Source organism: Alteromonas stellipolaris (assembly GCF_001562115.1).
In the GTDB taxonomy this organism is placed as follows: Bacteria; Pseudomonadota; Gammaproteobacteria; order Enterobacterales; family Alteromonadaceae; genus Alteromonas; species Alteromonas stellipolaris.
Map to the genome: position 1 here is coordinate 987,287 of NZ_CP013926.1, position 21,680 is coordinate 1,008,966.

Consider the following 21,680-nt stretch of genomic DNA (forward strand, 5'->3'; position numbering starts at 1 on the left):
ACGAGGTGGTTCTAAACCTTACTGCTTGGCCTGTATATCCACTACCAAGTCGTTCGCCAACGATTCAAGGGCATCTTGCAGTGCATCGTCATCAAAATCTTCAGGTACTGCAATAACCGCATTGGCCTTAAAGATTAAACTTCCCCAGTTAGGCGCGCTTTCGCAACGTGATGAAAAGTTGAGGATGTTAAGGTTAAATTGGTTTAGCACTGAAGTTAGCTCTTGCACTATGCCTGCTTTGTCGTTGCCCATAACATCAACGGTTAGTTGGTTCGTTAATGTATTGCTCGCGGTATTAACTGCCACAGACTGAACAGACAAGTCGGAAATAGCGTTTAGAGCATCGACCAGTTTTTCGTTCTCGTCAGCGGGAACATGTACTTCAACAAAACCGGTAAACATGCCTGCCATATGCGCAAAGCTTGAACCTTGCCAATTGCCTTTGTGCTTGTAAATGCACTTAGCTAGCGCATCAACCAAACCCGGTTTGTCTTTACCCATAATACTGATAATGAGCGATTGCATGAGAAACTCCTATTTCAGAATCTGTAGAAATACGTTTGCTACTGTGGTTTTACGGTAATACCATAAGTCACACTGAAAAAACGCTACTGGTTAGTATTGCTAATAAAACTTGATAACAACAGTGGTTGAGGCAGCCTACTTTAGGCGTTATTCACCCGAATTAACCTAAAAGTTTTCGCTTGCTATTAGCATAACAAAACTTACACTGCTCACCAGTGTAATTTACACCTGATAATATTATTAAATAAGAATGACTTCCTATAGCGACAGCATCAATAGAAAACGCCAGCGCAACGATAGGTGGGGGCGGTATATCGTCACCGGCTTTGGTGGTTTGGTATTGCTGACGCTGGTTATCTTAATTTCGCACCTAGTCAGTCAGGCTTTACCCTTGGCGTTAGTGCCTAACATTGAGAAAGAGCACCAGTTCGCATTACCCCAAGGCAGCCATGTTGAAAACGCCGGCGATTTGCTTGGTGGCCAGTTAGTGGTAATTAGCGGCGAGGAATGCCGCTTTAGCTTATTTGGTTACAGCGATAATAATATCACTAAGCATCACGACTATATTCGCCCTTGTGATCATCAATTGTCGACCACCTCATTAATGGGCGAAAATGCAATTGTAGATATTTCCGCTGGTGGACAAGTTCGCGTGGTGCCCGTCAGGTCGTTAGCGTATCGCAGTGTATTGATTGCGAATAATTCAGATCCTATAGCTCAGTCTTCAAGCCTAGCATCCTCGACAATATCTTTTGCACTACCGAGCAAATATTGGTCACAAACTTCGTCCTGGCATTTTGCTTTGTCGTCTAAGTGGTCGGCAATAGCGTTACATACACCATCAGGTACTTTTATTCGCTGGGTTAATCAACTTAATCCCACGCAAATGATTGATAAGTTCTTTGCCAATGTCGATAAAGTACATTTGTTACCTGGTGCACAAATGATGTTGGTAGAAAAAGAAGCACATTTGTTCCTTTCACGTCTTTTTGAGGACGAATCAGAACTCTCGCTATTAACGTCTTTTAATAAGCCCAGCAGCCACGACACTTCTATTTTAAGCCTAGAAAAAGACAGAACCTTTTTCTTGCAAGATGGCGCTAGCCACGTTAGCCGGTGGGTAATACATCGCGATGCTAACAAGCTTGGCTTCATTGAAACTTACCAGTTCTCGTTAAATGTGGGCGAACGGTTGGTTGATATAAAAGAGCATGCCAGTATTAATGTGGTGGCAGCGCTTACTGATAAACATCGCCTACTATTTATCAATCGAGTATCAGGTGAAGTGGTCACAACCATTGATTTACCTGAACCTATACAGTCAGTTTCTTGGTTCGGTAACCGACTTTACGGCTACAATGATGACGCTATTTTCATTTGGCAGGCAAACCACCTAAGCGGTATTACGACGTGGCGCTCGCTATTTGCACCGCAACATTATGAAGGATATACCGATGTAGATACGGTGTGGCAAACCACAAACGCCACCGATTTCCAAGAAGCAAAGTTTAGCCTTACGCCATTAATAATAGGTAGCATGAAGGCATCACTACTGGCGTTATTTATTGCCATTCCGGTAGCAATCGGTGCAGCCATTTACACCGCCTTTTTTGCTAAAGAGCGACTTCGTCATGCCCTAAAACCCGCCATTGAGATGCTAGAAGCTGTCCCCAGTGTGCTTATTGGCTTTATCGCCGCCATTTGGCTATCACCCATGGCCGAACAATTTCTCTTCTCTTTTGCTTTTTTTCTTATTGTTATTCCATTTGTATTGATTGCAGTAGCCTTTGTTCAACGCCCCATTGCCGATCGCTTGCCGGCTAAAATTCGACATGGTGCTGAGTTAGGCTTTGCGATACTTGGCGTATTTATATTGGGTTATATAAGTGTGGTATGGGCGCCAGAGTGGTTCTTTAGCGTAATTAATGTAGATGGTTTTGACATGCTAGCCGCTGAGTCTGATAGCCCTATAGGTAAAACGACGATAGTTGTGGCGTTAGCGCTGGGCGTCGCTATTTCACCGAGTATTTACTCTATTGCTGAAGATGCCATAGGTGGTGTGCCCGATGAATTAAAGCATGCTTCGTTTGCGCTAGGGGCTACGCGGCTTCAAACCCTTAAACATGTGGTATTGCATGTCGCCTTTCCAGGTATTACGGCGGCGATTATGCTTGGATTTGGTCGCGCATTCGGGGAAACCATGATTGTACTTATGGTGACAGGGAACACGCCGATATCAAGTTGGGGCTTAATTGAAGGCTTACGTGCATTAACGGCCAACTTAGCCATTGAATTACCCGAAGCCGATGTATCATCGGCGCATTATCAAATTCTTTTCTTTACCGCTGGCATACTCTTTGTTTTTACTTTTGTTGTAAATACGATTGCTGAATTTACTCGTCAACGCCTACGCAGTAGATCTTATTATGAATAATATTTTCAATGGAGGCTTTAACGCCGTTCATCGCCAGTCGTTAGTTATATCGTTAACGGCGTTTTTGACGAGCTTGCTATTAATTGCTTTGGTCAGTGTGTTGTTCCTTATCACCTTTCGTGGCGGTGCGTATTTTTGGCCCGAGCCTATTTACAAGGTGACCTATAAAGTTGCTACAGCCAATGAAAGCGCTCAGTCCGACAGTAGGATGTTCGCTCAGCTTTATATGGCTGACGAAGATGAGCAAATCTATCAAGTTCACTTTGCTGACGAGCAAAGCCCGTATGGTTCACAAATGCAGTTGGCCAGCGCGCATATCATTAACAAAGAACTTGCTTATGGCAGTGCCGAAATAAAAGTTAAAGACGGGCGTTTCGTATTGGGGCAGCCTGAGTTTTTAACCACACCGGACAGCCGACGGGAAGACTTATCGCTATTTTCAGATATTCAAGACAGAGTATCCGCACTAAGTGCGCAAATTGAGAAAATCAGAAGCGAACGACTATCGCCCATTCATGAGTCGTTGGCATCACTAGATAGCAAAGGTGTGGATCAAAATGCGCCGGCAAGAAAGCGCTTAGAGACGCAGTTCGAACGCTGGCAGCACGAAGTTATTCACCTTGAGGAAGAGCGAGACGAATATGAACTCAGTGTTACTTTTGCCAATGCGCAAGCGTACGCTATTCGAGTGTCTGAAATTAAAAGCGTCGATTATGTAAGCCAGCTTAACTATTTTGAAAAGTGGCAGGTGGCATTGAGTCGTATCGCGACCTTCCTGACTGATTCGCCCAAACAGGCGAATACGTCTGGTGGGGTGTATCCCGCGCTATTTGGCACTGTGCTAATGGTATTTTTAATGACCATTATAGTGACGCCGTTTGGCGTGCTGGCAGCGATTTATTTAAGTGAATACGCTCCTGATACGCCGTTTACCACCGCCATAAGAATAAGCGTTAGCAATATGGCAGGCGTACCTTCCATTGTTTATGGGGTTTTTGGTTTAGGCTTTTTTGTTTATACCTTGGGCGGCAATATAGATGCACTTTTCTTTGCAGATAAATTGCCCGCACCCACCATGGGAACCCCGGGTGTGTTCTGGGCGAGTTTGACCATGGCTATTTTAACCTTGCCGGTCGTTATTGTTGCCACCGAAGAAGGCTTGCGACGAGTCCCCGAGGGGTTAAAACGGGGGAGTTATGCCCTTGGTGCCACCAAGGTTGAAACTATCGCTAAAACCATTCTGCCCATAGCGTCACCTGGAATAATGACAGGCGTTATATTAGCGATTGCTAGGGCGGCTGGTGAAGTCGCACCTTTAATGTTAGTTGGGGCGGTGAAATTTGCCCCAACGCTACCTATAGACGGTGAGTTCCCGTATCTGCATCTAGAACGGCAATTCATGCATTTGGGCGTACTCATTTATGATGGCGCTTTTCATAGTCATACTGATGCGAAGAACTCTTCAATGATGTTTGCCGCCTGCTTGCTGCTATTAATCGTGGTATTTGTATTGAATGTGCTTGCAGTTATACTAAGAACGCGGTTAAGAAAGCGCTATTTACAAGGGTAACCTTTTACATGCTGAAGTTGTTTGAACGCAATACGCTCAACGTGGCTGACATCACAGATGACACCACGGCTATCGATGTGCGTAACCTCAATTTATGGTTTGGAAATAAGCATGTGCTTAACGACATTTCAATGCGTATTCCAAAAAATAAGATCACCGCATTAATTGGCCAAAGTGGGTGCGGTAAATCTACCCTAGTAAACTGCTTTAACAGACTTAACGATTTGTACGATGGCTGCAAATACGAAGGCGAAATTATTATTGGTGGTCGCAATATCAATAGTAAAAAGGTGAACGTATCGCGGCTACGCACTCAAGTAGGTATGGTATTTCAGCGGCCTAACCCTTTTCCCATGAGCATTTACGATAATGTTTGTTACGGGCTTCGCTTGCAAGGTATTAAAACCCGACGCCACTTAGACGATGCGGTAGAAAGTGCGTTAAAAGAAGCTGCATTATGGGATGAAGTTAAAGACAGATTGTTTGAATCGGCTAACGCGTTATCTGGCGGTCAGCAGCAGCGCTTAGTTATTGCCAGAGCACTAGCCCTTAAACCCGATATTTTGTTACTAGATGAGCCTACCTCGGCGCTTGACCCATTAACGACCTTGTTTATTGAAGAATTAATGGCTGAGCTTAAGAAGCGTTGTACCATCGTGATTGTTACCCACAATATGCAGCAAGCCTCAAGGGTTTCAGATTACACGGCGTTCTTCCATCAGGGGCGATTGGTTGAATATGCAGACAGCGATTCGCTATTTACCATGCCAGAGAAGAAACAGACTGAAGATTATATTACTGGCCGCTATGGCTAACTAGCTAAAACAGCAGTAGCGAATAGGAGCGATACAATGCGTCAGGTTGCACTGAATACCCATATTTCCGGAACCTTTAATATCGAGTTAGAAAACTTAAGAAACTCGGTGTTAACCATGGGCGGCGAAGTAGAGCAGCAATTACTTGATACCTTGAAAGCACTCAAATTAAATCACCCTGGCTTGGCTGAAAAAGTAGTGTTGAATGACCTTAAGATTAATTCTATGGAAATTCAGATAGACGAAGAGTGTATTCGGATTATTGCCAAGCGCCATCCTACCGCAAGCGATCTTCGCTTAATCATGACCATATCTAAAGCCATCACTGACATTGAAAGAATGGGCGATGAAATAGAACGTATTGCTAAGCTGGTCACCCGCAACAAATTACCTAGCTCTGACACTATCAAAAGCAGCATGTTGTTAATCGGCGAGCGAGTAGCGGCGATGATGCGAGGTACTTTCGATGCGTTTGCACGTCAGGACGAAAGTGCGGCTTTGGCGGTGTATAAACAAGACAACCGAATAGACAGCGAATATAAACGCTTGCTCACTTACACCACCACAGAAATGGAAAAAACCACAGAAGATATGCAAGATTGGCTAGACGTATTGTGGGCCATGCGTTCATTAGAGCGTATTGGTGACAGGTGTAAAAACGTGTGCGAATACGTGGTTTATTTAACCAGAGGGACAGATGTAAGGCATACGCCGCTAGAAAACATTCACCAAAAGTTAGAAGATTTGAGTTAAAAATTGCTCAAAAACTGTCACAAAACCGCAATACTTGCCCAAATTATCATCGTATGAATTTAATTCCGTTGCGTTTTCTGTTTTTTCGTAGATTTTCACTATGGCTCTGCAGACGATTACGCTATCATGCGCCGCAGCAAAGTATAATTCGTGCAAAAAATAATCTAAGCCTTTGCTAAGAATCGTTTTGCCGTGTAACTATCATTTTTTGTCTACATCACAGCCGCACATTTGTCGGGTGATGTGGCAGTAGCTAGCTTAAATCGCGTAAAGATCAGGAGCGGTTATCCGTGGAATTTTTCGAGAGTTATGGTCTCATTCTTATTCTCCTTGCTGCCGGTGTCGGCTTCATTATGGCTTGGGGTATTGGTGCAAATGACGTCGCCAATGCAATGGGAACATCTGTTGGTTCTAAAGCGTTAACGATAAAACAGGCAATTGTCATTGCCATGGTTTTTGAATTCGCCGGAGCATACTTAGCGGGTGGGGAAGTTACTTCTACCATTCGTAAGGGTATTATTGATCCAGAGTATTTTTCTGCTATTCCTGAGTACCTTGTGCTCGGTATGATTTCTTCCTTGTTTGCAGCAGGTATCTGGTTAGCCTTTGCATCTTGGTTGGGATGGCCTGTATCTACCACTCACTCTATTATCGGCGCTATTATCGGTTTCACCGCAACTGGCGTAAGTATGGACGCGGTTGCATGGGGCAAAGTAGGTGGTATTGTTGGTAGTTGGGTAGTAACGCCTGCTATTTCGGGCATTATTGCTTACCTCATCTTCATGAGTGCCCATAAACTTATATTTGAAACCAAATCTCCGTTTGAAAATGCCAAGCGTTATGTTCCGTTTTATATGGCACTAGCAGGCTTCATTATGTCGCTAGTTACCATTAAAAAAGGGCTAAAGCACGTGGGCTTAGAAATGAGTGCCATGAACGGTTATATATTGGCTGTGGTTATCGCTATTATTTTGGCCATCATTGGTAAGTGGTTTATTGGTCGCATGAAGTTCAGTGGTTCAGAAGACGCTGATTTACAAGCTGCCAACGTAGAAAAAGTATTCGCCTTACTGATGGTAGTGACTGCCTGCTGTATGGCTTTTGCGCACGGCTCAAACGATGTTGCTAACGCTATTGGGCCATTGGCTGCGGTAGTGAGTGTTGTGACATCTGGCGGAGAAATTAATGCCAATGCTAACTTAGCATGGTGGATTTTACCTTTAGGTGGCTTGGGTATTGTGCTTGGTTTAGCCATATTCGGTCATCGCGTAATTAAAACTATTGGCCAAGGTATTACTCATCTTACGCCAAGCCGTGGTTTCGCCGCTGAATTAGCCGCCGCCACAACCGTAGTGATAGCGTCAGGCACAGGCCTTCCTATTTCGACTACGCAAACCTTGGTAGGTGCAGTTTTAGGAGTAGGGCTTGCTCGAGGCGTGTCTGCGCTTAATCTTGGGATAGTAAGAAATATCGTGGTGTCGTGGATTGTTACCCTGCCTGCAGGCGCTATCCTTTCTATTATTTTCTTCTTCGCACTAAAAGCAGCCTTCGGCGTTTAATTGCCTATTAAAGCTTGAAAACAAAAAACCGCGTTAAACGCGGTTTTTCGTTTTTAAATAACGCGTATTTTTAAATAGCGAGGTAGCCTGGGCTTATTGTATGTTTACTCTAAAGCATTTACTCTTCAGCTTGTTCAGGTTCATCAAGCTTGATGGGAGAGTCAAACCCTTCGGGCTTAATGCCTACCACGGCGCAGTTAAGTTGTTGAATAGTCTCTTCTGCCGTTCCGCCCATAATAAAGCCTGGAACCCCAATACGTGCCACCGTACCCATTACAATCACATCAGTGTTAAGTGATTTTGTGGTGGCCGCAATTTCTCTTCGAGGGTACCCATGCACGATATGCCTTTCAGGTTGCAAGAAATCGATAATGTCAGGGGCTAGCTCACTTTCTAATTCGCTCAATAACGATTCGAGGGCTAGCTCTCTTTCATCATGAATTTTTGCGAGATCGGTTTCCATTTGGTCGTTGTCTACACTAATAAAACCATCTCGTACAATGTTCTCAGGAACCGCATCAAAAACGTGCACAATATGAAGCTGGGCAAATTCCAACATGGCGATGCGGGCAGCATGGCGTAATATATCTAAATTCAGCTTTTTACGAATTGAGATTTCATGTTTAGGATAGTGGTAATTTAAATCCAGTGCCGCCACCACGTTTTTATATTGGCTACGGTTCTTCTTGCTTAACACCCAAACCGGACAAGGGCATTTACGAAACAAGCGTATATCTAGCCCTCCAAAGAGGCGGTCTAAAAAGCCCTCTTCACTTCGTTTAATAACCAAGTCGTAATTATGCCTTAGCACGTCGGTTACAATATCAATAAGTGGGTGTCCAATTTTAACCACAGTTTGCACAGGGTACTCTTTCGACCAAGTCTCTTCCTGCTCACTTAGCCAATGTTTAGCCTGAGACTCCATAGATTGGTGAGAGTCAATATAGGCAAATGACTCCATGACCATGTTGGCATTAGGCGGCAGAGCTTCTAATGTAAGCATGATAGTTAATGATGCTTGGTTGCTCTTTGCAATATGAATGGCCTGAGCAACCACATCGTCTTGTCGATGTGAGTCACTAAGTACACATAAAATATTAGTAAAATGGCTGTCCATAGAAATCCTTAGCTATTAATGCGCTATATGCTCTTATACTTCATCCTAACGCTTGAATTGCATGCTTGCTACCTTGAAAACATGATTTACATCATAACAAAGCTCGATTTCATAAAAGGGTAATAACCGTATTCTTATTGGGTCTTTGTAATCTTTGTGCTAGATTAAAACCTAATTTTCTAATCAGTAAAGAGTTGTTATGAAGTGGCCTAATCTCAAACACTTACATTACCTAGTTACCTTATATCAAGAGCAGCATTTTCACCGTGCTGCCCAGCGCTGTAATGTAAGCCAATCTACATTGAGCACGGCAATTCAAAACCTAGAAGAACATTTTGGTAGCCAGTTGCTTGAACGGGAACACAAGACTTTTGTGTTTACTTCTTTGGGGTTAGATATTGTTGAGCGAAGCAAGTTGTTGCTGCAAGAAGCCGGTGAGTTGGTGGAATACGCACAAAATGCGGGAAATTGGCAACGAGGCACACTCAAATTAGGGGTTATTCCTACCATCGCGCCCTTTTTGTTTGAAGGTATGCTGGGAGCATTTAACGCATTCTTGCCTGACATTAACGTAGAGATGCAAGAAGACACCACCGAAAAGCTGCTTCAGCAGTTAATCGATGGGCGATTAGATTTACTTATTTTAGCGTTACCGATGGAAACCCCAGGATGTAAGCAAATGGTATTGGGGCACGACCCGTTTCATCTTGTGGCCCATGAAGAAATGGCTGACAAACTGCCTGACCCCGTCGATATTTCTTCTTTACCTAAGAAGAGTATTTTCTTGCTTCAACAAGAGCACTGTATGACCGGCCACGCGGTAAGCGCATGTAACCTGCAACACAGCGACCAAATTAGCTCGGTAGCGGCCAGCAGTTTGTACACCTTGGTTCAGTTAGCAAACAGTAAAATGGGTTATACCTTCTTACCCGAGCTTGCCATTAATCAATCAATCTTGGCTCATACTCACCTAAAAAGCTTTGCTGCCGAAGAGCAAGGCTTCAGAGAAATAGGTTTAGTGTGGCGTTCAGGCACCACGCGTATGCAATTGTTCCGTCGTATTGGCGAAATTATCTCTCCACTTCTACCTGTCCCCACCCTTAAATAATGTTTTTGGCGAAAAAGTTTCAAACTTTTTCGCCCACTGCTTCGACTCTAAGAGTAGGGAATATAAAAAACACCTATATCGCGGGGAACGCAGTGTTCATAAAACGGGATGAAAAGCTCGTACAACAAGCATTAAAAGGCAATAGAAAAGCGTGGTTCACGCTTATTTCACGCTATGAAACGGCCATGTACCAATACGGTATTCGCATGACTGGAACTAGCCATGACGCCTCTGATTTGATGCAGGATATCTTTGTTTCGGTTTATCGAAGCCTAGCGAATTATCGCGGCGAAGGCACATTTAAGAGCTGGTTGTATCGAATAGCCCATTGCCGATGCATGGAGTTATACCGAAAGCGAAAAGCATTTACCGACATTGATGATATTCCAGAGCCTTTATGTGAAACATCATGCCCTGAAATGCAGCTTACTAGCGACCGTCAAAGTCGGGCGGTAACGCAAGCTATGCAAGCTTTGCCGTTGGCACAAAAAGCCGTGGTGGAGCTCAAATTCTTTGGGCAATTCACCTTTGAAGAAATTGCAGAGCAAATGGATATTTCGGTGAATACCGCCAAGTCGCGTTTGTATAGCGCACTAACCAAATTAAAGTTGGAGTTGGAATAAATGAATCAACCTGATCATACCAATGAAGCATTAATTATCGCGTGGGTAAATAACAGCCTTACCCAAGAGCAGAAAGCCACATTTACTAAAAAATACGCCCAAGATAGCGTGTTTGCGGCGGCGGCTGATAATGCCAGTTTACTGGCTGGCAGCGCCAGTGAATTTGTTGCACCGCCATTGCCTGATTGGAATAAAGCGCAGCTATTTCCGGCACAAGATAAATCTAGTTGGTTTCAGTGGCAAGGCTTTCCTGCACTGGCTTGTGCGCTATCAGCAGTTGCTATTGTATTAGTGTTTACGGGAATGCCTAATAAAGATAATGGGAAGTCTTTAGCGGCGCAGGCACCTAACAATGTGGATGCTGAGCAGCTATCGAACTTGGTTGCCGAACAAGTACGTGTGCAAGTGCAGCAGCAAGTAATTCAGCAGCGAGAAATGTACCAAGAAGCCAACCAAGTGTTATTTAAAGAATATGCACAATCACTTGCGGCACAGCAACAGCAGACGAGTGCCGATCTTACTCAGTATTTATTGGCCTCTAGTCGGGAGGCACGTAAGCAAGATTTTGCCGAGTTACTTCAATTTATTAACGATCAGCGTATTGATGATCAGCGATTTTACGCCCGTCAGTTCAGTAAATTACAAGATGAAATTGATGGCATAGGTATGGGGTATAGCGTTGTGCTTCCCAACTCGAATTCAGCGTCTTCAGAAGACGAATAACCAACAGGTAGCCCTTATGAAAAGACTATTATCTCTATGCTTACTCACCAGTGTTAGTGCGTTAGCTTTTGCGCAAAGTAACTCCACTTCGTATGCTTCATTGTCAGATGAATTGGAAATTATGTCGGGCGTAATGAACACCGCTTTTCGTCAAAACGCCAACCCGAAAGGGTGGCGGGTATCGCGACTAGAAAGCAGTTATCTGGCAGGGCAGGGGGCCGTGTTCACGGTATCTGTACGAGGCAAAAGTGCTGATTGGATCCGCGATATTGAAACCATGGTGGAAGGTATGCCAACCCCTCCAGCAGCACCGGTTGCTCCAGAAGGTGGCGGTATTGTTTTTGAGCTAAGCCGCGAATGGGAAGATTTTGCTGGTGAAGCAAGCCGTCGAATTGCTGAGGTTTTTGAAGATAATAATGACCAAATACGTGATATTCGCTCTCGCTCTAGAGAATTGGCATGGGAAACCCGCGAGCTAGAGCGCCGCAAGCGCGATATGTCTTTCGAATTACGACAAGCTGACGACAATAGAAAAGAAGCACTTCAAAAAGAAATGCAGGAACTCGAGTCATCTTTAGCATCTATAAATGCTCAGTCGGCGGAACTGGAAGAGGAAGCGCGTCAATTAGAAGGTGAGCAACAGGCGAAGCTAGCTAAACAAAAGGAGAGCCGTCAGCAAGCTTATCGTTCATTTTTGGCTAACTTTGAAGCCAGCATTGGCGGCACATTTTGCCGATTCGGCTCAGGACTTCGGGGGTTACCTGAAGGAGAGCACGTCAGCATGATATTAAAAGACTTTGAATACGGCGATGATAACAACAAACACGACCGAATTTATGTGTTTAGCAAAGCGAATATAAAAGCGTGTGTGCAAGAGCGGATTGATGCCGAAGCGCTATTGACCAGCGCCACTATCTACACGTTCTAACTGTAGCTTGGGCTATAGCTGTAAGAACTATAACGCTTAGGGCTAAAACCATAAGCTATAGCTTCGACATCGGCGCTTAATTAACAGCGCGAACTGAGTACAAAGCGTCATTAAGGGGCGGTATGACCAAGCTCTGCCGCCCATTGTAGTTCACCGCGCGACAACCCATTTGCCGAATTAGCTCCAAAGCTATGCAATGCGCTGTAGGCACTGTTTGAAGGCACACGGCAGTAATGACACAAGGCATAAAATAATAGGCTACAGCGATGCTGTGAACCATCACAGTGTAGATACACGCTGGCACCTTCAGTGAGCATTTGCGACAGTTCGTGTAAATATTGATGTAAGTGAACATCGTCGGTAGGTGATTCTGCGGAAGGGTGCAAAAAAGGCAACCATATCCATTCTAACCCGGCGGCTTTAGCACCATCGCGAATAATAGGGGCATCTTCCTCACCGGTTTGTACCGTGGCAAGGTGGGTAACACCCAGCCCTTTCAACCTAGCATAGGTATCTGATGTCGGTTTTTGTCCCAGACAGATTTTTCCCGCGCTAAGTGAAAACCACGCCAGAGAAGTTTGGCTACTTGACCCTTTAGATACAGATGATGATTCGATTTTATTCATACCACATAATAATATATTGAGAAGTAATGGCAGCTGCACCCGCCCAATACGAATACATGCCAGATAGCATGGGTGTATTTTACCTTTTTTGCCACATAAAAACACACTCCAAGGCTGAAGCATAAACCACCCGCGACCAGCAACCATAAACCAGCACCGGGTAGCGCAATATAAAGCGGGTAAATAAGGCCAATAGCAATCCACCCCATCAACAAATAAGTCATCACGGATATTTTTGGAAAACGGTGCTGCGCAACTAATTTAAAAGTCACGCCACCTAGTGCCAAACACCAAATTACCGCTGTCATAGTAATTCCGAGCACGCCTCCAATCGACACTAATAGTAAAGGTGTGTAAGTACCTGCTATCAACAAATATATTGCACTGTGGTCGAATAGTTTCAACCAACCCTTTGCTCTATGGTTCGATGTTGCATGGTAAAGGGTAGAGCTCAAAAACATAAGAATGAGTGTCGCGCCGTATATTGCGGCGGCGGTAATGGTTAGCGTGTTGTCTGCGCGGTAGAGTAAAAATACCATGCCTACTATGGCAGCAATAAACCCCACACCATGACTAATACTATTAAGCCATTCTTCCAATACAGAATAGGCTTTTGCCGTAATGCTTGTCATGACTTCCTCCAACTCTGTTTTAATCTAGCGCCCATAATGACACGTGCGTACTATTACTTATGTACTCATATTTTTGTATCTTGGCGCCTATCATTTATATAACGCAAATTCTTTCAGCGTACACTTGTTCGCTAAATTGTAACAGAAGCGTATTCAGCGAGTATGACAATTTTAAATGGCGCGATGATGAAAACGTGGTGTTTAGTATCTTAGATACTAAAAGTATCCGCCACATATCTCATAGCGTGTGAATAGCAAATAGCAAAAGTATTGAACGCAGAGTCTTGTTTAAATATTGAGGTTAGGTATTTAAGACAAGTATTTGAATTAGCTAATTGGGAGGCGGAGGAACACTATTGGTGAGGCGGTAAACTCAATTGGCTTCGCTTTACTGGTTATCGCTGCTGCTTAACCCCTCGGGGTCAGCAAAAATAAGATAGTTGTCTGGGGCAGCTACCTTATTTTGCTTGGCTTTATACATAGCGATATCTGCTAGCTTTATTAACGTATTCATGTTGCGACTCATGCGAGGGTAAAACGCCACCCCCACGCTCATAGAGACCACTGTGGGTGCAGTATCATCATTAAAATAAAACGGCTGCTTCACCCCTTCATTCACCTTTGATATGACTGTTTCAACAGACTTTTCGTCTTCAGCCTGTAAAAGCAGCACAAATTCATCGCCGCCCCAGCGAACCGCCACATCAACTTTGCGGATTTTTTCTCTTAATTGCTCAGATACAAAAATAAGCACTTCGTCGCCCGCATCGTGGCCGAAAATATCATTCACGGCTTTAAATCCGTTTAGGTCAATTAACGCTAGTGCAAAGTGGTGGCCTTTGCTCATCAGCTTAGCAATGAGCTTTTCACCACCATTTCGATTGTATATTCCGGTTAGTGAGTCGAAGTCCGCTTGCAATGCCAGCTTTTGCAGTTCACGTTTTCGAGTTGAAATATCATTGAAGGTAATTTGATAAAAACGCTCACCATCGTCAGTAATTAATGGGCTAGCAATCAACTGAACCCAAATGGCGGTTTTATTGGCTCCTGACTTCAATTTGAATTCGCCCGTGGCAAACTCGTTGCGTGAAAATGCCTCTAGAAGTGAGGTTTTTATTGCGACAGGGTTTTCAAATAACTCTTCTAATAGTTCGCCATAGTCCTGTTTTTCTTCAAGACCGATTTTTTCAACGAGGTCGATAAAAGCTTTATTCTTGAGTTCAATTATTCCACTTTCAGTCATTAACACCGTGGCTGACTTCGCATTTTCAAAAAGCATTCTAAAACGCATTTCCAAAAACTCAATTTCTTCTCTTAATTGCCGTTCTTGAGAAAACTGTTCTTCAACCTTGCCTAGCAGCTCATTGGTATCATGCACAAGTGCACCAATTTCACTGTCAGTGTGGTATTCAGGCACAGCAATACGCTGGGTTGTACCTGGTGTGATTTCATGTAGTGAACGCCCCACACGAAGCATGGGTGAAATGATGATGTAGTAAGTAATGATCAAGGCAACAATACCCACAACAAGCGCTTCTATGTATAGCGAATAGCTGTTGTCGGTACTGATTTTCTCGGCTTGCTGGATGATATGATCGAAGTTTGGGTAAATGTTAACTTCCGCTAACGATTCTTCAGGTATGAAAGGGTGTCGAACTAAAAATACCCGAGGCTCAGTGCCTTTGTTAATCGCATCGGTAACATTAAGCTGGTAATACAAAGCGTCACTTTTGATAGACGCTGCAAGAATTTTTTCACTCTTAACTAATCCGTTTATCGCCTCTTTGGCTAAATCTTCTTCTTCTAAAAATGAAGCTATGGACGCGGTTGCGCCAACGGTTCGATAGAGTTCTTCGATATCGTGGTTTGCTTCAGTGATCTCGTTCTCGTATGTGATGCGATAAAAAAACTCCGCGGTGGTAAGTACCACCAACATGGCGGCAGCCACCAAGAAAAGCGAAAAACGAAAACCTAAACCTCGAATATTAATCAAAGCGATACACTACCTTCATCTTGTCGGTAACAGACGACTCATAAATGTAAGCTAAGGCCGATTCATCCTTTTCGAGTCGCTGTTTAACGTCATCTATTGTCAGTTCGATTTCAGGTGGTTTAACCCGACCGGAAAACTTTAACCTAGCCCAATAGGCATTAACGCGAGCGGGGGGTAAGCCGACTAATGCCTTGTAAAATTGCGCTTTAAGTTTAGCTTCGAGTTCAATGTCGATGGGCGTAGCTTGTTTCCCATTGGGAAACGCAGAGTACTTGCCCATAAAAAGATTAATTAAGCCTTTTTTATCCAATACTTCCACATCGTTTTTTGGATTTGTAACGACGACAATCTTCTCTGATGTGTATGCAAAGCAAGTGAAGCTGTGTAATGCTATTAATGCAGTAAAGATGAGAGAGATGAGACGATAAAATTTCATATCCCCACCCCTAAAAACTAAAGTTTAGTGCGAGAAACAGGGTATGAGCAATGTTGTCTTCATCATCATCGACAACTAGTCCTTCTCGGGCTCTAAGGCCGCTTCCTCTTGCTTCTATATCGGTTCTTTCTACTTGCACTTTAAAGGCTAAATTTTCTTTTACATCCCAACGCCAGCCTAAGGAGAATGATTGTTGATAATGTGCCAAGGTACTGGCGACTTCTTCTACAAACACGGCTAACTCGGCTGTATTCGCATTAATCGGAAAGTTGGGCTGTTCTTCGCGTAAGAAATAGGCGTCTGTTTTTGCAAACGAATACAAGCCATAGAAGGTATGCGCACCATGGAAATAGCTTATATTTACAAATCCATTTAAAGAAGGCCTTAATGCAATTGAGTCAGAATCAATATGAGACAACTCGCCAGAGACTTCCCAGTCGCCTAAGAAGCGATTTAAATAAACAGAGGTGTATTGAATAGACGCACCGCGTAAGCTCAATGAATCTGCGAAGGCGGTGGCACCACTCCAGAACTGCTGTAACTGTTCCACGCCAGAGGTAACCAATGCTATATCTGCGTTATCATTTTCAGCTTCAATTCGTGTGTGTTTAAATGCAACACTCCAATCAAATGAGGCAAGTTCAATACCTACAGAGCGCAAATCATTAAAGATTACTGGGCTATAATCGTTTCTGGTATAGTCGCTTTCACCTTGGCCCCAGAAGGTTTTGATTTTTAAGTTAAAATCGCGATAGGGTTTGAGGTAGCTGATATCCGCTCCATCAAAACTTCTGGCTGGCACAATGCCATAAACTTCTGTAGGCACTTTTACCCAAGGATAAGCAATCGAGACGTCTCTGGTATCACTAAAGTGAAAGATATCGGCGGCAAGTCTTCCTGCTCTTAATTGCCACGAAGGCGTGATGCCGTATCTAAGAAAGGCCATTTGCGCAATTGAGTCTAGGTTTTGTTCATCTTGTTCTCGATAAACAAATTGGCCAACAAAATCGAGGTTAGCTGAAAAGCTGTAGTCGACTTGTAAGCCAATTAAACTCAAAGGTTTAAAGGCCAAACCGTCTTTTTTAGCTGATTCTGCTTGTGAGCGGTCGGTGCGGAATTGATAAGTCCGAGTATCGGCGGTTGCTGAAGCTAACGTCCCAAACCCGCTAATTTTGAGTTTTTCTTGTTCTGCTAAAACGCTAAAAGTTGTCAGCAAGCTCATCATTATTGCAATGAGAGAAAACTGCTTTTTTATCATTTATCTTTACCTTTATCTTGCCCATGTGGAAGATGGTTCTTGCGCACCCTGAAAGTTCTTAAATTTTAGTATTGTTGCTACTTCAAGCATAGTAAATAAACGAAAAAAAACGACTGATAAATCAGCCGTTTTTTTCTTACTTATATTATATTGTAAATATTAATAGACCAGATAAGGCGTATGAACTTACCAGTAGCGCCTTTTGTTCCTACAAAGGGCTTTGAATACACAGGCTCCGGAGCTGTTACCCTTTCATCTCCTCTAATTCTAAGCCCTTTGTTTCATACACATAGCGAAGGACGAAGCCGATAGAAAGCAGGGCAAAGAAAGCATACAGACCATAAGCACCCGCAAGCCCTATTCCTGCAAGAAGCATTGGGAAAGACCAGGTGATAACAAAATTAGTAAACCACTGCACTAACCCAGTTACGGCCAAGCCAGAGCCTCTTAGCTGGTTTGGGAACATTTCGCCTAGCATTACCCACATTACCGGGCCCCAAGAAAAGTTGAAGCAGAAAACATAAAGATTGGCAGCGATAAGTGCAACAGGCCCCCAGTCATTCAACGCCAACCTTCCATCAACATGTTGTTCTGAATTTAGGAACGCTAACGTTACCACGGCGAGAGACACTGTCATGCCTATAGAGCCCCACTTGAGCAAAGGTTTTCTTCCAATTTTGTCAATAACAGATAACGCCACAACACATGCAGCAATGCTGATAGCCCCGCTTATAACATTAATAAGTAGTGCATCTGCTTCTGAAAAGCCAACCGCTTGCCACAATACGGCTCCGTAATAGAAAACAACGTTTATGCCGACTAACTGTTGAAGTGCAGCTAGCCCAATCCCTACCCAAACGATTGGCCTTACTTTTCCAGAGTTTTTATCGATAAGGTCTTTTAATTGTGGTTTATGATCTTGCGACAAAGAGGCTTCAATTTCGGCCAGTTTATTTTGTCCACTAGCCCCATAAAGTTTGTGCAATACTTCGCTCGCTTGCGCTGTTTTTTTCTTAACCACTAAAAAGCGTGGGCTCTCTGGTATAAAAAGTAACATCAGGAAAAAAAGTAACGCTGGGATGATTTCCATCCAGAACATCCAACGCCAAGCTTCAAAGTTTAACCAAAGCACTTGCGTAGAGCCTGATGCATAGTCGGCAAGAAAATAGTTACTTAGAAAAGCAGCGAACAAGCCGCTAATAATGGCTATTTGTTGAATAGACGCAAGGGTACCGCGATACTTTGCCGGTGAGACTTCTGCAATGTAAGCCGGTGCCATGACTGACGCAGCCCCTACAGCAAGGCCTCCAATAATGCGAAATAAAACGAATTCTAACCCGCTGCCTGCTATGCCTGATCCCCAAGCGCTGATAAGGAAAAAGACTGCTGCGACAAGGAGCAATGACTTCCTTCCGTATCTATCGGCTAAGCGACCGGCAAAAAATGCACCTACTGCACACCCAAGTAGCATGCTGGATACATTAAATCCTGTACCGACGCTCTGTGATTGAAACGCTTCGCTTAGCCCATCAACTGTTCCGTTAATGACACCGCTATCGAACCCAAATAAAAAGCCCCCTATGGTAGCCACGATAGTAATAAATAGAACGAAGCCATTACCCGAGGCTTCGATAGGCAGGTCAATATTTGTTGTAGTGTCCATATTATTATTCTCTTTAAGGTGAGGTTCCGATTTCAAATGACTTTTATGACTGACGAGCGAGGCTCATCTTCAAAATGATTTGGCTGTGAATCTTGGCGGTACTCAACGGGGGTTTTATCAAAGTGCTTTCGAAATAAAGCATACATATACTGAACCGACGGGTAGCCGCATCGCTGCGCTATATCACCACTATTAGCATCAGTTTCTTTGAGCATTTGACATGCGCGGCTTAGTTTCTCGTTATGTATTTCTGTATGAATGCTGTGGCCTCTTTCTTCCCGAAATCGTGATTCTAAGTTAGATCTTGAGATGCCTACATGATCTAGCACCTGATCTACTTTAATTCCCTTACACGCATTCATGTGTATGAAATGGGATGCTTGCATCACAAGTGGATCTTTAATCGCTTTGAAGTCGGTAGACTGACGCTCTGCTACAGTTACAGGTGGCACTAGCAATTGCTTGTTTTTTATCAATCTTCCGTTTAATTGCTTGTGCAATAATCGTGCTGCCTGATACCCCATTTCCAAGCTGCCTTGCCGCACAGATGTTAAGCTAACTCGGCTTAAAAAACGTGTTAGTTCATCGTCGTCAATGCCTATGACGGCAAATCTTTCGGGAATAAGAAAGCCTAGGTGGTCGCACGCCTGAAGTAGGTGGCGCGCGCGGGAGTCTGTCACTGCCACTATACCGGTGGGTGAGGGCAGGCTTTTGAGCCAATCGGTTAGACGTTTCTGAGAATATTGCCACGTTTCGGCTCTCACTGCATGACCCCGATAGACATAGCATTCATAGCCATAATGTTTCGCGAGAGACAGCATGGCCTGCTCTCTTTCTTGTGCCCATCTTTGCTCTCTACTGATTGGCGAGCCGTAAAAGGCAAACCTTTCAATTCCCTTGTGCCGCAAATGATTGAAAGCCGCTTCCACTAAAGCGTAGTTATCTGTTGCTACATAGGGCACATTTGGATAGCTAGCGTCATCTTGGTAAGAGCCGCCTATCGCAACTACCGGTACTTTGGTATTACTCAGCGCTCGTTCGATAGCAGGGTTGTCAAAGTCTGCAATAACGCCGTCACCACTCCACTCATCAAAATGTTCTAGACGAGTTAAGAAGTCTTCTTCTAAATACAAATCCCAATCGGCATTTGATGATTGTAGGTAGCTTCCGATACCTTCAATTATCTGCCTATCAAATATCTTACTCGCATTTAAAAGCAGCGTAATACTGTGCGCTTTTTCGACCATGGTTCATTCCTGAATATAAACAAATTACGTAAAGCTAATTACGTTTATTGGTTTTAAATATACTAAACGAGTAAGTGGTAATTAACAAAACGATTACAAAATTTCATAATTGATATTGACGCTTTTAGTAATCAATATTTAACGCATAGCTTTATATAACCGCGGAAAGACTATGTACTTAGGAATAGATTTAGGCACATCCAGTGTAAAAACAGTGTTAATGGATGAGGCAGGGATAATTAAACTCTCAGTGAGCCGGCCTCTTAATATTTCTATGCCTAAACCATTGTGGTCAGAACAAGATGCTGGCGAATGGTGGCAGGCAACATGCGATTGTTTGGATGAGTTATCTAAACAGATTAAATTGTCTAACGTTAAATCAATAGGGTTAAGCGGACAGATGCATGGCGCAACACTGATTGACCAGTCAGGAAGCGTGCTAAGACCTGCAATTTTGTGGAACGACGGACGTTGCGTTGCCGAATGTGAGGAGCTAAGCAAGGCCGTTCCTGATTCAGCTATGCGCACCGGCAATATTATTATGGCTGGGTTCACTGCACCAAAACTGCTTTGGGTCAAAAAGTACGAACCCGAGGTATTTGCGAATGTAAGTAAAGTACTGCTACCCAAAGATTTTTTAAGGTATCAACTCTGCGGCGAACTTGCTTCTGATATGTCTGATGCTGCCGGCACCATGTGGTTGAATACCGAGACTCGTCAATGGGATGAAGTGTTACTAGCTGCATGTGGTCTTACTATTGATAACATGCCCGCACTTTTTGAAGGAAATGAAGTCACCGGCACACTGAAAGCTACACTGGCTAAGCGTTGGGGTATGCATGATGTCGTGATTGCAGGTGGCGCAGGGGACAATGCCGCAGGAGCGATAGGCTGTGGTATTTTCGAGCCCGGACATGCCATGTTGTCACTTGGAACCTCTGGGGTTTATTTCGCCGTTACCGACAGATTTTCAGTAAATACCGCTCAAGCTGTTCATAGTTTCTGTCATGCATTGCCAGACAGGTGGCACATGATGTCCGTCATGCTCAGTGCGGCAAGTTGTTTAGAATGGTATTGCACGCAAAGTGGCTACGAAGATGTAGCCGAAATGTTTTTAGACGTACAGAACAATACTTCCCACTTAGATCCTCAAATCCCACTATTTTTACCTTACTTAACGGGTGAAAGAACACCTCACAATAACCCAGCAGCAAAGGCCGCATTCTTCGGTGTATCTGTGTCGACTCGCCGTGTACATATGGCTCGCGCTGTTGTTGAAGGGGTATCAATGGCGCTTGCAGATGGCATTGATGCAGTACACCAAAGTGGCGTGACGACAACGTCTATTAGTCTCATTGGAGGGGGCGCTAAAAGTATATTCTGGCGACAGCTTCTCAGTGACATTAGTGGGTACGACTTAGAGTACCGAGAGGGTGGCGATGTAGGGCCAGCATTGGGCGCAGCACGATTAGCAAAGCTTGCTGCCAACCCAGATTTATCACCCAGTGATGTTTGTTTTAAGCCGCATCTTGAGGCGTCCTACACACCTCAGAAAGAAATTCACAATGCATACCTCATCAAGCGCCAAAAATTCAGAGAACTTTATTACGCAGTAGAGCCTTTTTTCTCGTAGCGACGCACGCAAGCCACGGAAAATTAAAATCCTATTG

19 protein-coding genes are annotated in these 21,680 nt (G+C 43.9%); 10 read left to right on the forward strand and 9 right to left on the reverse strand.

Going from position 1 to position 21,680, the window contains the following annotated elements:
* Positions 1 to 18: 18 nt before the first annotated feature.
* Positions 19 to 525 (reverse strand): glycine cleavage system transcriptional repressor, encoded by a 507-nt coding sequence (locus tag AVL57_RS04075; protein WP_057793691.1) that lies wholly within the window; start codon positions 523 to 525, stop codon positions 19 to 21.
* A 250-nt stretch (positions 526 to 775) separates the two neighbouring features.
* Between AVL57_RS04075 and AVL57_RS04080 the strand changes: the two genes are divergently transcribed.
* The 5 genes from AVL57_RS04080 to AVL57_RS04100 all read left to right on the forward strand — a co-directional run bounded on the left by AVL57_RS04080 (position 776) and on the right by AVL57_RS04100 (position 7,656).
* Positions 776 to 2,959 carry an ABC transporter permease subunit gene (locus AVL57_RS04080; RefSeq protein ID WP_057793689.1) on the forward strand — a complete coding sequence of 728 codons (2,184 nt, stop codon included), beginning with the start codon at positions 776 to 778 and terminating at the stop codon, positions 2,957 to 2,959.
* Positions 2,952 to 4,529: a phosphate ABC transporter permease PstA gene (gene pstA, locus AVL57_RS04085; protein ID WP_061093574.1), complete on the forward strand. Its 1,578-nt coding sequence runs from the start codon at positions 2,952 to 2,954 to the stop codon at positions 4,527 to 4,529. Before AVL57_RS04080 ends, pstA begins: the two co-directional genes overlap by 8 nt.
* 8 nt (positions 4,530 to 4,537) lie before the next feature.
* Entirely contained in the window at positions 4,538 to 5,344 is an 807-nt protein-coding gene (gene pstB / locus AVL57_RS04090) for a phosphate ABC transporter ATP-binding protein PstB (RefSeq protein WP_057793688.1), read from the forward strand.
* A gap of 36 nt (positions 5,345 to 5,380) precedes the next feature.
* Entirely contained in the window at positions 5,381 to 6,097 is a 717-nt protein-coding gene (gene phoU / locus AVL57_RS04095; RefSeq protein WP_013785311.1) for a phosphate signaling complex protein PhoU, read from the forward strand.
* A 290-nt stretch (positions 6,098 to 6,387) separates the two neighbouring features.
* Positions 6,388 to 7,656: an inorganic phosphate transporter gene (locus AVL57_RS04100; protein ID WP_057793685.1), complete on the forward strand. Its 1,269-nt coding sequence runs from the start codon at positions 6,388 to 6,390 to the stop codon at positions 7,654 to 7,656.
* 118 nt (positions 7,657 to 7,774) lie between these two features.
* On the opposite strand, the gene AVL57_RS04105 is transcribed toward AVL57_RS04100, so the two are convergent.
* Positions 7,775 to 8,773 carry a universal stress protein gene (locus tag AVL57_RS04105; RefSeq protein WP_057793683.1) on the reverse strand — a complete coding sequence of 333 codons (999 nt, stop codon included), beginning with the start codon at positions 8,771 to 8,773 and terminating at the stop codon, positions 7,775 to 7,777.
* A gap of 199 nt (positions 8,774 to 8,972) precedes the next feature.
* Here AVL57_RS04105 and AVL57_RS04110 point away from each other — a divergent pair, with 199 nt between their 5' ends.
* The 4 genes from AVL57_RS04110 (at position 8,973) to AVL57_RS04125 (ending at position 12,155) form a co-directional block, all read left to right on the forward strand.
* Entirely contained in the window at positions 8,973 to 9,881 is a 909-nt protein-coding gene (locus tag AVL57_RS04110) for a hydrogen peroxide-inducible genes activator (RefSeq protein ID WP_057793681.1), read from the forward strand.
* A 92-nt stretch (positions 9,882 to 9,973) separates the two neighbouring features.
* Positions 9,974 to 10,504 (forward strand): RNA polymerase sigma factor, encoded by a 531-nt coding sequence (locus tag AVL57_RS04115; protein ID WP_057793679.1) that lies wholly within the window; start codon positions 9,974 to 9,976, stop codon positions 10,502 to 10,504.
* On the forward strand, positions 10,505 to 11,227 hold the full coding sequence (locus tag AVL57_RS04120) for a hypothetical protein (protein ID WP_057793677.1): 723 nt from the start codon (positions 10,505 to 10,507) through the stop codon (positions 11,225 to 11,227).
* Between the two features lie 16 nt (positions 11,228 to 11,243).
* Entirely contained in the window at positions 11,244 to 12,155 is a 912-nt protein-coding gene (locus AVL57_RS04125; protein ID WP_057793675.1) for a hypothetical protein, read from the forward strand.
* Positions 12,156 to 12,265: 110 nt separating this feature from the next.
* Here AVL57_RS04125 and AVL57_RS04130 read toward each other — a convergent pair whose 3' ends face one another.
* The 7 genes from AVL57_RS04130 to AVL57_RS04160 all read right to left on the reverse strand — a co-directional run bounded on the left by AVL57_RS04130 (position 12,266) and on the right by AVL57_RS04160 (position 20,010).
* Positions 12,266 to 12,781, reverse strand: a complete 516-nt coding sequence (locus AVL57_RS04130; RefSeq protein WP_057793673.1) for a protein-tyrosine phosphatase family protein — start codon at positions 12,779 to 12,781, stop codon at positions 12,266 to 12,268.
* A complete protein-coding gene (gene trhA, locus AVL57_RS04135) occupies positions 12,778 to 13,413 on the reverse strand; it encodes a PAQR family membrane homeostasis protein TrhA (protein WP_057793671.1) in 636 nt (211 codons plus the stop codon). The genes AVL57_RS04130 and trhA overlap by 4 nt, the downstream gene beginning before the upstream one ends.
* 388 nt (positions 13,414 to 13,801) lie before the next feature.
* The gene (locus AVL57_RS04140) at positions 13,802 to 15,406 is read right to left on the reverse strand and encodes a sensor domain-containing diguanylate cyclase (protein ID WP_057793669.1); all 1,605 of its coding nucleotides are present in this window, start codon (positions 15,404 to 15,406) and stop codon (positions 13,802 to 13,804) included.
* A complete protein-coding gene (locus tag AVL57_RS04145; RefSeq protein ID WP_057793667.1) occupies positions 15,399 to 15,842 on the reverse strand; it encodes a hypothetical protein in 444 nt (147 codons plus the stop codon). The genes AVL57_RS04140 and AVL57_RS04145 overlap by 8 nt, the downstream gene beginning before the upstream one ends.
* Positions 15,843 to 15,852: 10 nt before the next feature.
* Positions 15,853 to 17,100 (reverse strand): hypothetical protein, encoded by a 1,248-nt coding sequence (locus AVL57_RS04150; protein ID WP_057793665.1) that lies wholly within the window; start codon positions 17,098 to 17,100, stop codon positions 15,853 to 15,855.
* A gap of 244 nt (positions 17,101 to 17,344) precedes the next feature.
* Positions 17,345 to 18,763: a sugar porter family MFS transporter gene (locus tag AVL57_RS04155; RefSeq protein ID WP_057793663.1), complete on the reverse strand. Its 1,419-nt coding sequence runs from the start codon at positions 18,761 to 18,763 to the stop codon at positions 17,345 to 17,347.
* A gap of 32 nt (positions 18,764 to 18,795) precedes the next feature.
* A complete protein-coding gene (locus AVL57_RS04160; protein ID WP_057793661.1) occupies positions 18,796 to 20,010 on the reverse strand; it encodes a XylR family transcriptional regulator in 1,215 nt (404 codons plus the stop codon).
* 172 nt (positions 20,011 to 20,182) lie between these two features.
* On the opposite strand from AVL57_RS04160, the gene xylB reads away from it, so the two are divergent.
* Positions 20,183 to 21,643 carry a xylulokinase gene (gene xylB, locus AVL57_RS04165; protein WP_057793659.1) on the forward strand — a complete coding sequence of 487 codons (1,461 nt, stop codon included), beginning with the start codon at positions 20,183 to 20,185 and terminating at the stop codon, positions 21,641 to 21,643.
* Positions 21,644 to 21,680: the final 37 nt, after the last annotated feature.